The sequence below is a fragment of the Streptomyces katrae genome, from assembly GCF_000966975.1.
GTDB lineage: Bacteria > Actinomycetota > Actinomycetes > Streptomycetales > Streptomycetaceae > Streptomyces > Streptomyces katrae.
Genome location: NZ_JZWV01000651.1, coordinates 1 through 11,264, shown reverse-complemented (window position 1 = coordinate 11,264; position 11,264 = coordinate 1). Strand labels below are relative to the sequence as shown.

The following is an 11,264-nucleotide window of genomic DNA, read 5'->3' as shown; positions in this document are numbered from 1 at the left end:
ACGGAGGGGTGTCGATGCCCTGGTAGCCCCCGCCAGACCCGCAGCACCGTCCCCGGCCTGCGGCGGGCCGCCCCCGGCCGCGTCCGGGGGTGCGTCCGGATCCCCGCCCCGGGCCCTGCGGAGGGGTTCCGGCACACAGTGCACGGGCAGCAGTCCCAGCCCCCAGCCGCCCATGGCTATCGCCCCCTCCACGGGCCCCGCCTGGGCCGGCACCACCGCCAGCCTCAGGACGGCCCACCACCACAGCGCCCCCAGCGCCAGCGCGAGGGGCAGGGCGAGCACGACGGGCAGAGCCACAGGTATGCGGAGTAACAGCCGCACGGCCACCTCCCAGAGGGCCGGTTCCCGGTCGCGCCCATCCTCCCCCACACCCCGGGCCCCCGCACCCAGAACACCGGGCGCACGACCGCACGAGAGGGCCCGGAACGGCAGGGAGCCCCGGCCCTGTCTCTTATACACATCTGCCCCGGCCGGTGCTTCACGCACCACCCGGGGCTCCCGCCACACCCACGTGTCCAGCTCGCGGTACTCAAGCGGCTACGACGTTCACCGCTTCCACGGGCGCCTTGATGGTCACCCGCTCGGGTCCGCCCGTGACCGAGGCCACGGAGACCGAATTGAGCATCGGGCGCACCGGTGCCGGCACCGGTTCGCTTGCGGCTGCCGACTGCGCGAGCTCGGCCAGCGACAGCTCGTCACTGACTTCGCGCATCAGCTCGGACATCCGTACGTCCAACGCGTCGCAGATCGCGGAGAGCAGCTCGGAGGATGCCTCCTTCTGCCCCCGCTCCACCTCGGAGAGATAGCCGAGCGAAACTCGGGCGGACGAGGAGACTTCGCGCAGAGTACGGCCCTGGCGCTGGCGCTGCCGACGCAGCACGTCACCCAGCAGGCGACGGAGCAGAATCATCGGTGGCTCCCTCCTCTGACCGTGTAGCCGTAACCTTCACGCCCCACCGTACCGCCTCGCGCCGCGGCCGTGCGGGGAGCGATGTCGTGTTCACTCAGGGCTGCAAACATCAAATCCCCCCGTTCTGTTCCGTATCCTGCCCCCGCAGATTCTCGCGGAGTTCGCTCGAGAGCAGTTCGAGCACTGTGCGTGCACTCTCCCTACGGATTTCCGTACGGGAGCCGTTCAACCGCAGCCGGGCCGTTTTCCTGCCCCCCGGACCCGCCACGGCGATGAAAACGGTGCCGACGGGCTGCCCGTCCTGGGGGTCCGGACCGGCCACTCCGGTCGTCGCGATCCCCCACGTGGCGCCCATCACGCGCCGTACGCCGCCGGCCATCTCGGCCGCGACCTGTGCGTTCACCGCGCCTTCGGCGGCGAGCAGCCCGGCGTCCACCCCGAGGACCCGGTGCTTGAGTTCAGTGGCGTACGCTGTGACCGACCCGCGGAAGGAGCGCGAGGCCCCCGGCACCGCCGTGAGCTCGGCGGCCACCATCCCCCCGGTCAGCGACTCCGCGACGGCGAGGCTCTGGTCACTCTCCGCAAGCAGGCGCAGCACTTCTTCGGCCACTCCCGCAGCACCTTCCCCCGCTCCCACGGATTCCGGTGCCTCCCCCACCCCGTTCGTCACTTCGCGGCACGCTCCGCCGCCAGGCCGGCGCGGCGCAGCACCACGGCCTGCCGGACGTAGTCCAGACCGGTCACCACGGTCAGCACGACGGCCACCGCCATCACCCAGAAGCGCAAGGTCGCCAGCGGCCCGGTCAGCGCGAGCACGTACATGCCCACCGCCGTGCCCTGGGCCAGGGTCTTCAGCTTGCCGCCGCGGCTCGCGGGGATCACCCCGTAGCGGATCACCCAGAACCGCATCAGCGTGATCCCGAGCTCCCGTCCGAGGATCACTCCGGTCACCCACCAGGGCAGGTCGCCGAGCCAGGAGAGACACACGAGCGCCGACCCCATGATCGCCTTGTCGGCGATGGGGTCGGCGATCTTCCCGAAGTCCGTGACCAGGTTGTACGTCCTGGCCAGGTGCCCGTCGAAGATGTCCGTGATCATGGCGATGGCGAAGGCCGCCCAGGCCAGTGCCCGCCAGACGGGGTCGTAGCCCCCGTCGGCGAGCAGCAGCAGGACGAATCCCGGCACGAGGACCAGCCGGACCATCGTCAGGATGTTGGCGATGTTCCAGAGGCCGGCCTGGCTGACGGCCGCAGTCCCGAGCTTCGCGCCGGGCGCGGGCCGGCGGCCGGTCCCGCCCGCCGCAGATGCCGGGACTCCGCTCATCCGGCCGCCTCCTGGATTTCCGAGAACTCCGTGCCGAGGGGCTCGGCCACCAGGTCCACGCCCAGCGTGCCGACCACCTTCGCGGTGACGATGCGCCCGGGGACCAGGCCGGTGCCGTCGGTGAAGACGACCTGGCCGTCGGTCTCTGGGGCCTGGTGGGCGGCGCGCCCGTAGGCGCCCTCGCCCTCCTCCGCCTCGTCGAACGGGACGACCGTCTCGACGAGTACCTCAAGGGTCTCGCCGATCCGCTCCTCCGCACGCTGGGAGGTGAGCTCCTCGGCGAGCCGCTGCATGTGCGCCAGGCGCTCGGCGACGGTCTCCTCGTCCAGCTTGTTCTCGTACGTGGCGGCCTCGGTGCCGTCCTCGTCGGAGTAGCCGAAGACGCCGATGGCGTCGAGGCGGGCGTGGGTGAGGAAACGCTCCAGTTCGGCGAAGTCCTCCTCGGTCTCGCCGGGGAACCCGACGATGAAGTTGGAGCGGACGCCGGCCTGCGGGGCCTTGGAGCGGATGGTGTCCAGCAGCTCCAGGAAGCGGTCGGTGTCACCGAAGCGGCGCATGGCGCGCAGCACGTCGGGGGCCGAGTGCTGGAAGGACAGGTCGAAGTACGGGGCGACCTTGGGGGTCGAGGTGAGGACGTCGATCAGGCCGGGCCGCATCTCGGCGGGCTGGAGGTAGCTGACGCGGACACGCTCGATGCCGTCGACGGCGGCCAGCTCGGGCAGCAGGGTCTCCAGCAGGCGGATGTCGCCGAGGTCCTTGCCGTACGAGGTGTTGTTCTCGGAGACCAGCATGATCTCCTTGACGCCCTGCTCGGCGAGCCAGCGCGTCTCGCCCAGCACGTCGGAGGGGCGGCGGGAGATGAAGGAGCCGCGGAAGGACGGGATGGCGCAGAAGGAGCAGCGGCGGTCGCAGCCGGAGGCGAGCTTCACCGAGGCGACCGGGCTCTTGTCCAGGCGGCGGCGCAGCGGGGCGCGCGGGCCGGAGGCGGGGGCGACACCCTCGGGCAGGTCCGCGGGGGCTTCGGCGGGCGCCTCGGCGGCTTCCTGGGCGTGTCCGGGCAGGGCCACGGAGGCGCCCTGGCGCTCGGCCGGGCTGATCGGCAGCAGCTGGCGCCGGTCGCGCGGGGCGTGGGCCTCGACGTTGCCGCCGCTGAGGATGGTCTGGAGGCGGCTGGAGATGTCGGCGTAGTCGTCGAAGCCGAGCACGCCGTCGGCCTCGGGGAGCGCTTCGGCGAGCTCCTTGCCGTAGCGCTCGGCCATACAGCCGACGGCGACGACGGCCTGGGTCCGGCCGTGATCCTTGAGATCGTTGGCTTCCAGCAGGGCGTCTACGGAGTCCTTCTTGGCGGCTTCGACGAAGCCACAGGTGTTGACGACGGCTACGTCCGCGTCGGCGGCGTCCTCGACGAGCTCCCAGCCATCCGCCGCCAAGCGGCCTGCGAGCTCCTCCGAGTCCACCTCGTTACGGGCGCAGCCAAGAGTGACAAGGGCGACGGTACGGCGTTCGGGCATGGACTCAAGACTACTTCGTCCCGGCGCCGGCCCCCGCCCCGTGTCCCCCCACGACAAGATCCCCGGGAGCCGGCGGCAGGTGCCGCACGGGTCCCGGGGATCCGGAATTTTTTATTCCGCGCCGGTCGTCGGGGATCGGGGCCGGTCAGCCCGCCTGGGCCTGGCCCTGGTGGGGGTCGTTCTTGGTGTAGGTGAGCCGTTCGACCTGACCCGACTCGAACCTGTCCTTGATCTCCTTGCCGTTCACGAACAGCTTGACGGCGCCCGCGTCGCCCAGGACGAGGTCCACGGACTCCTTGTCGGTGAAGGTCTTCGACTCGCCCTGCGCGAGGGTGCCGTCGAAGAGCAGGCGGCCGCTGTGGTCCTTCGCCGAGATCCAGCTCTCGCCGACGTCGGCCGTCAGGACCACCGTGACCAGGTCCTTGGGCGCGGCCGCGATGGCGCTGTCCGAGGGCTCCGGCTTGGGGGCCTGGGGCGCCTGCGGGGTCTGGGCCGGGGGCTGCTGCTTGCCGGCCGACTGCTTGGGCGCGGGCTGCGGGGCGACGGAACCTTCCGCCACCGGGTGCTTGGCCTTCTCGTCGTCGCCGCTGAAGGCGGTGAACCCGACGAAACCGATCACGGCGACGATGGCGGCGACCATGGCGGCGGTCCAGTTGGGCCGCTGCCGTTCGGGGCGGATCCGCTCGGCGTCGAACATCGGCGCGGCGGGGGTGGGCGCCGGCCGTCCGCCGTGGGCCGCGTCGTACATCTCGACCAGGGGTACCGGGTCGAGGTGAACGGCGCGGGCGAGCGTACGGATGTGGCCGCGGGCGTACACGTCGCCGCCGCACCGCGTGAAGTCGTCCTCCTCGATCGCGTGCACGATCGGAATGCGCACGCGCGTCGTGGAGGAGACGTCGTCGACTGTGAGCCCGGCGGCGATCCGGGCCTTCTTGAGGGCCGTCCCGATGGACGGTCCTTCGACGGAACGTTCGACGAGCCGGTCCTCGGACCGATCGTCGGTCGAAGGCCGCTCTTCTTCGGGGGAGTTGGAGTTGCCGATGGACACAAGGGCGCCTTTCGAGCGTGTAGCCACCTGCTGGATGTCCAGTCTAGGGGGGTGACGAAAGGGTGGGGCAACCGGAGGGTCCGCTTCCTACGCCATCCGAATGGCGAGGGCGCCACCCGCCGCTGCCTCCCTCAACTTGACGCAGGCCCAAGGGAAACGGTTGCCCGCCGATCCCCCTACGGCCGGGTGAGCCGGGCGGATCCCCGTTCTACGGCTCCTCGCCCCGGATCACGGCCAGCACCCCGTCCAGTTCGTCGGGTTTGATCAGCACGTCGCGGGCCTTGGAGCCCTCGCTGGGGCCCACGACCCCGCGGGACTCCATCAGGTCCATCAGCCGGCCCGCCTTGGCGAAGCCCACGCGCAGCTTGCGCTGGAGCATCGAGGTGGAGCCGAACTGGGTGGAGACCACCAGTTCGGCCGCCTGGCACAGCAGGTCCAGGTCGTCGCCGATCTCCTCGTCGATCTCCTTCTTCTGCTTCTGCCCGACCGTGACGTCGTCCCGGAAGACGGGGGCCATCTGGTCCTTGCAGTGCTGGACGATCCCGGCGATCTCGTCCTCGGTGACGAAGGCGCCCTGGAGGCGGACCGGCTTGTTCGCCCCCATCGGCAGGAACAGTCCGTCACCCTTGCCGATCAGCTTCTCGGCGCCGGGCTGGTCGAGGATGACCCGGCTGTCGGCGAGCGAGGAGGTGGCGAAGGCCAGCCGCGAGGGCACGTTCGCCTTGATCAGACCGGTCACCACGTCCACCGAGGGCCGCTGGGTGGCGAGCACCAGGTGGATGCCGGCCGCGCGGGCCAGCTGGGTGATGCGGACGATGGAGTCCTCGACGTCGCGCGGGGCCACCATCATCAGGTCCGCGAGCTCGTCGACGATCACCAGCAGGTACGGGTACGGGCTGAGCTCCCGCTCGCTGCCGGGCGGCAGCTTGATCTTGCCGTCGCGGATCGCCTGGTTGAAGTCGTCGATGTGCCGGTAGCCGAAGGCGGCCAGGTCGTCGTACCGCAGGTCCATCTCGCGCACCACCCACTGCAGGGCCTCGGCGGCCCGCTTGGGGTTGGTGATGATCGGGGTGATCAGGTGCGGGATGCCCTCGTAGGCGGTCAGCTCGACCCGCTTGGGGTCGACCAGGACCATCCGGACGTCCTCCGGGGTGGCCCGGACCATGATCGAGGTGATCAGGCAGTTGATGCAGGAGGACTTGCCGGAACCGGTGGCGCCGGCGACCAGCACGTGCGGCATCTTCGCGAGGTTGGCCATGACGTAGCCGCCCTCGACGTCCTTGCCCAGCGCGACCAGCATCGGGTGGTCGTCCTCGGCGGCGTCCGCCAGCCGCAGCACGTCGCCCAGGTTGACCATCTCGCGGTCGGTGTTCGGGATCTCGATGCCGACCGCCGACTTGCCCGGGATCGGGCTGATGATGCGCACGTCCGGGGAGGCCACGGCGTAGGCGATGTTCTTCGCCAGCGCCGTGATCCGCTCGACCTTCACGGCGGCGCCGAGCGTCACCTCGTAACGGGTCACCGTCGGGCCCCGGGTGAAGCCGGTGACCTGCGCGTCCACCTTGAACTCGGTGAACACGTTGGTCAGCGCGGCCACCACCGAGTCGTTTGCGGCGCTGCGGGTCTTGCCGGGTCCGCCCTTCTCCAGCAGGTCCAGCGAGGGCAGGGAGTACGTGATGTCCCCGCGCAGCTGGAGCTGCTCGGCGCGGGGCGGCAGCGCCTGCGTCTCGGGCGGGGCCTTCGTCAGGTCCGGTACCGACAGGGTCCCCGAGGCGGCGGCGGTGCGCTCGTGCGGGGCGTCGGCCGGGTCCTCCGCGACCGGGGCGGCGGGCTGCTCCTCGCGGGCGGGCGGCACCGGCGCGGTGACCTCCACCCCGTCCCGCTGGGGGGTGATCCCCTGGGTCAGGTCGGCGACCAGCGGGTTCGGGGGCAGCCCTCCGTAGACCACCCCGTCCAGCGCGGCGGCGGCCGCCGCGGCCACGTCGACGGCGTCCATCTCCCGCTCCCCCGGCCGGGCGGCGGCCCGCCGGGGCCGGCGCCGCTTGGCCAGGGCCGCCTCCTCGGCGGCGTCGGCGGGGTCGCCCGGTCCGGCGGCGCCGGCCGTACGGGCCCGCCACTGCTCGGCGTCGTGCCGGTCGGGCCGGCCGGCGCCGCCGGGCTGCCCGTACGCCGCCTCGTCGTACTCGTTGGGCGCGATGATCCCGAGCCGGATCCCCAGCCGGCGCAGCCGCTGCGGGATGGCGTTGACCGGGGTCGCGGTGACGACCAGCAGGCCGAAGACGGTGAGCAGCACCAGCATGGGCACGGCCAGCGGCGCGCCCATGGTGAAGATCAGCGGCTTGGAGGCGGCCCAGCCGATCAGCCCGCCCGCGTTCTGCATGGCGGTGGTGCCCTCGTCGCGGCCGGGGGCCCCGCAGGCGATGTGCACCAGCCCGAGGACTCCGATGACCAGGGCGGACAGGCCGATGCCGATGCGCCCGTTGGCGTCGCTCTGCTCGGGGTGGCGGATGAAACGTACCGCCATGACCCCGAGCAGGATCGGCACGAGCAGGTCCAGGCGCCCGAAGGCGCCGGTGACCAGCATGGTGACCAGGTCGCCCACGGGCCCGCTCAGGTTGGACCAGGTCCCGGCGGCGACGATCAGCGCCAGGGCGAGCAGCAGCAGCGCGACACCGTCCTTGCGGTGGGCCGGGTCGAGGTTCTTCGCACCCCGGCCGATACCGCGGAAGGCCTTGCCGACGAGGTGCGCGAGCCCCAGCCAGCAGCCGCGCACGAGCCACACCACGCCCCCCGTCGGGGACGGCGCCGCCTTGGGGGCGGTCTTCTTCACCGGGGCGCGCTTGGCCGCCACGGCCTTCTTCGCGGGAGGCTTGCGCGGCGCGGCCGTCTTCTTGGCCGGCGCCGTCGTACGGCCGGGGCGGCCCTTCGCGGCGCCCGCATCACTCTGGGAACCCTTGCCGGACGTACGTGAGGCCATGGGCCCGAGGTTACCGGTGTGCGTGCCGGTGGACACGCGTGCCCACCCCTTCACCCGTTCGTGTCGCCCCGTCCGTACGCGCCGTGACGCACCGGCAGACCTGACGGCCCGCCAGCGGGCCCCCGGCCGGGGCCCGTCAGCCCTGGGCGGGCAGGACCGGCGCGGTCCCGCCGGCTCCCGGCTCCAGCGCGTCCAGTGCGCGGCGCAGCCCCGTCAGCTTGCGCTCCAGGTGCGCGGCCGTCGCCACCACCGCCGCGTCTGCGGAGTCCTCGCCGAGCTGCTTGGTCAGCGCCTCGGCCTGCTCCTCGACCGCCGCGAGCCGGGCGGAGAGCTCGGCCAGCAGCCCGGCCGCCTCCTTGCTGCCGTCGCCGTTGGAACCGCCGCCCTCCAGCTGGAGCCGCAGCAGGGCCGCCTGCTCCCGCAGTTGGCAGTTCTTGGTGTAGAGCTCGACGAAGACCGAGACCTTGGCGCGCAGCACCCAGGGATCGAACGGCTTCGAGATGTAGTCCACCGCGCCCGCCGCGTAACCGCGGAAGGTGTGGTGCGGACCGTGGTTGATCGCGGTGAGGAAGATGATCGGGATGTCCCGGGTGCGCTCGCGCCGCTTGATGTGCGCGGCGGTTTCGAACCCGTCCATACCCGGCATCTGGACATCCAGCAGGATGACCGCGAAATCGTCCGTCAGCAGCGCTTTGAGCGCTTCCTCCCCCGACGACGCCCGGACCAGTGTCTGATCGAGCGCGGAGAGGATGGCCTCCAGCGCCAGCAGATTCTCCGGCCTGTCGTCGACCAGGAGGATCTTGGCCTTCTGCACCATGCCCTGTCCTCCTCGCCCCGGCATGGGGCCTCCCCGGCTCCGGGCGCCGGCCTGTGTGCCGGGGCCCGCCCCAGAGGACGGCGTCTTCGCGCCGTCCGTCCTTGTGCCGGTCATCGTAGCCCCAGTCCCGAGATCGCCACACCCTGTCACCAAGATGTCACTGTGCACGAAGCAGAAACGTGGCGGGAGGGCAGAAGGTTCCCCCTGCGCCTCCCGTCACGCTGCGGCCGCCGGTCATTCTCCGCGCATGTGCTGCTCCATGACCGACAGTAGGTAGTCGGGTTCGACCGGCTTGGTGACGTAGTCGGAAGCCCCGGAGTCGATGGCCTTCTCCCGGTCCCCCTTCATCGCCTTCGCCGTCAGCGCGATGATCGGCAGCCCCTCGAACTGCGGCATCCGCCGGATCGCCGACGTGGTCGCGTACCCGTCCATCTCCGGCATCATGATGTCCATCAGCACGACCGCCACGTCGTCGTGCTGCTCCAGCACCTCGATGCCCTCCCTGCCGTTCTCGGCGTAGAGCACCGCCAGCCCGTGCTGCTCCAGCACGCTCGTCAGTGCGAAGACGTTGCGCACGTCGTCGTCCACGATGAGCACCCGCTCGCCGTGGAAGTCGTAGGTACGCGGCGCCGCCTGCAGCACCTCCTGCTCCTCCCACGCCACCCCGTCCGGCTGCCCCGGCACCTCGGTGCGCGGCAGCGGACCGGGCACCGGCTTGCGCCGCCTGCGGAACAGCGACGGGGAACCCTGCCCGGCCGGCTCCGCCGCCGGCAGCGCCTGCCGCACCGGGACCGCGTCCTTCGGGGCCACGGGCAGCGCCGCCATGGGGACGGGCTGCGGCGCCTCCTCCGTCCTGCGGTACTCCGCCCGGGCCCCGCCCGGCGTGGGCGGCGCGTACCCCTGCGGGGGCAGCTCGCTCGGGTGCAGCGGCAGGTACAGCGTGAACGTCGAGCCGCGGCCGGGCTCGCTGGCCGCGTGGATCTCACCGCCCAGCAGCCGGGCGATCTCCCGGCTGATGGACAGCCCGAGCCCCGTGCCGCCGTACTTGCGGCTCGTCGTCCCGTCCGCCTGTTTGAACGCCTCGAAGATCACCAGCATCTTGCTCGCCGCGATGCCGATGCCGGTGTCCGTCACCGAGAAGGCGATCAGGTCCGCGTCCGCCTCGCGCAGCGACCCGGCCTCCAGCAGCTGCTCGCGGATCGCCGCCGGCACATCGGCCCCGGCGGGCCGGATCACCAGCTCCACCGCCCCGTTGTCGGTGAACTTCACCGCGTTGGACAGCAGGTTGCGCAGCACCTGCAGCAGCCGCTGCTCGTCGGTGTGCAGGGTCGCGGGCAGCTCCGGGGAGACCCGCACCGAGAAGTCGAGGCCCTTCTCCGCGGTCAGCGGCCGGAAGGTGGCCTCCACGTAGTCCACGAGCTGGACCAGCGCGATCCGCGTCGGGGAGACGTCCATCTTCCCGGCCTCGACCTTCGACAGGTCGAGGATGTCGTTGATCAGCTGGAGCAGGTCCGAGCCCGCGCCGTGGATGGTCTCCGCGAACTCCACCTGCTTCGGCGACAGGTTCTCGTCCGCGTTGTCCGCGAGCAGCTTCGCCAGGATCAGCAGCGAGTTCAGCGGGGTCCGCAGCTCGTGCGACATGTTCGCGAGGAACTCGCTCTTGTAGCGCATCGAGACCGCCAGCTGCTCGGCGCGCTCCTCCAGGACCTGCCGGGCCTCCTCGATCTCGGTGTTCTTCACCTCGATGTCCCGGTTCTGCTGGGCCAGCAGCTCCGCCTTCTCCTCCAGCTCCGCGTTCGCGGCCTGGAGCGCCTTCTGCCGGTTCTCCAGCTCGTCGGAGCGCTCGCGCAGCTGCTCGGTCATCTCCTGGGACTGCTTGAGCAGCATCTCCGTCTTGGAGTTCACGGAGATGGTGTTGACGCTCGTCCCGATCATCTCGGCGATCTGGCTCAGGAAGTCCTTCTGGATCTGCGTGAACGGCTGGAAGCCGGCCAGCTCGATGACCCCGAGCGTCTTGCCCTCGAACAGCACCGGCAGCACGATCACGTGCGCCGGCGGGGCCTCGCCCAGCCCCGAGGAGATCTTCAGGTAGCCCGGCGGGGTGTTCTCCACCAGGACCGTCCGCTTCTCCTCGGCGACCATCCCGATCAGGCCCTCCCCCGGCCGGAAGGAGATCGGCATCTGCCCGCCCGCGTACGCGTAGCCGCCGCGCATCCGCAGCTCGTACGAGCCCTCCGCGCCGCCGTCCGTCCCGATCTCGCTGCTCCCGCCGGTCGGCACGGCCAGGAAGAAGGCGCCGTGCTGCGCCGCGACCACCGGGGTCAGCTCGCTCATGATCAGCCCGGCCACGTCGTCCAGGTCCCGCCGGCCCTGCATCAGGGCCGAGATCCGGGCGAGGTTGCCCTTGAGCCAGTCCTGCTCCTTGTTGGCCAGGGTGGTGTCGCGCAGGTTGGCGATCATCGTGTTGATGTTGTCCTGGAGGGCCTGGATCTCGCCCGCCGCGTCCACGTCGACCTTCAGGCTCAGGTCCCCGCGGGTCACCGCGGTGGCCACGGCCGCGATGGCCCGCACCTGCCGGGTCAGGTTGCCGGCCATCTCGTTCACGGACTCGGTGAGGTCCCGCCAGGTGCCGTCCACGTCCCGCACCCGGGCCTGGCCGCCGAGGATGCCCTCGGTAC

The 11,264-nt window shown here is 71.5% G+C and carries 9 protein-coding genes; all 9 read right to left on the bottom strand.

Features of this window, described 5'->3' with window-relative positions:
- Nucleotides 1–297 (bottom strand): hypothetical protein (locus VR44_RS23150; RefSeq protein WP_157880386.1); only part of this gene is annotated, 297 nt, incomplete at its 3' end.
- 232 nt (nucleotides 298–529) lie between these two features.
- On the bottom strand, nucleotides 530–910 hold the full coding sequence (locus VR44_RS23145) for a helix-turn-helix domain-containing protein (protein ID WP_007266936.1): 381 nt from the start codon (nucleotides 908–910) through the stop codon (nucleotides 530–532).
- 109 nt (nucleotides 911–1,019) lie between these two features.
- Nucleotides 1,020–1,520 carry a CinA family protein gene (locus VR44_RS23140; RefSeq protein ID WP_045949498.1) on the bottom strand — a complete coding sequence of 167 codons (501 nt, stop codon included), beginning with the start codon at nucleotides 1,518–1,520 and terminating at the stop codon, nucleotides 1,020–1,022.
- A gap of 56 nt (nucleotides 1,521–1,576) precedes the next feature.
- Nucleotides 1,577–2,233: a CDP-diacylglycerol--glycerol-3-phosphate 3-phosphatidyltransferase gene (gene pgsA / locus VR44_RS23135; RefSeq protein WP_045949497.1), complete on the bottom strand. Its 657-nt coding sequence runs from the start codon at nucleotides 2,231–2,233 to the stop codon at nucleotides 1,577–1,579.
- A complete protein-coding gene (gene rimO / locus VR44_RS23130) occupies nucleotides 2,230–3,744 on the bottom strand; it encodes a 30S ribosomal protein S12 methylthiotransferase RimO (protein ID WP_045949496.1) in 1,515 nt (504 codons plus the stop codon). The genes pgsA and rimO overlap by 4 nt, the downstream gene beginning before the upstream one ends.
- A gap of 145 nt (nucleotides 3,745–3,889) precedes the next feature.
- A complete protein-coding gene (locus tag VR44_RS23125) occupies nucleotides 3,890–4,792 on the bottom strand; it encodes a helix-turn-helix domain-containing protein (protein WP_045949495.1) in 903 nt (300 codons plus the stop codon).
- Between the two features lie 208 nt (nucleotides 4,793–5,000).
- A complete protein-coding gene (locus VR44_RS23120; protein WP_045949500.1) occupies nucleotides 5,001–7,769 on the bottom strand; it encodes an FtsK/SpoIIIE family DNA translocase in 2,769 nt (922 codons plus the stop codon).
- A 136-nt stretch (nucleotides 7,770–7,905) separates the two neighbouring features.
- Entirely contained in the window at nucleotides 7,906–8,586 is a 681-nt protein-coding gene (locus VR44_RS23115) for a response regulator (RefSeq protein ID WP_045949494.1), read from the bottom strand.
- 234 nt (nucleotides 8,587–8,820) lie between these two features.
- The coding region (locus VR44_RS23110) for an ATP-binding protein (protein WP_045949493.1) at nucleotides 8,821–11,264 on the bottom strand (2,444 nt) is incomplete at its 5' end.

Bases quoted from the DNA above. Each gene is read 5' to 3' on its own strand.
- VR44_RS23120 (WP_045949500.1), bottom strand. From the start codon at position 7,769: ATGGCCTCACGTACGTCCGGCAAGGGTTCCCAGAGTGATGCGGGCGCC.
- pgsA (WP_045949497.1), bottom strand. From the start codon at position 2,233: ATGAGCGGAGTCCCGGCATCTGCGGCGGGCGGGACCGGCCGCCGGCCC.
- VR44_RS23115 (WP_045949494.1), bottom strand. From the start codon at position 8,586: ATGGTGCAGAAGGCCAAGATCCTCCTGGTCGACGACAGGCCGGAGAAT.
- rimO (WP_045949496.1), bottom strand. From the start codon at position 3,744: ATGCCCGAACGCCGTACCGTCGCCCTTGTCACTCTTGGCTGCGCCCGT.
- VR44_RS23145 (WP_007266936.1), bottom strand. From the start codon at position 910: ATGATTCTGCTCCGTCGCCTGCTGGGTGACGTGCTGCGTCGGCAGCGC.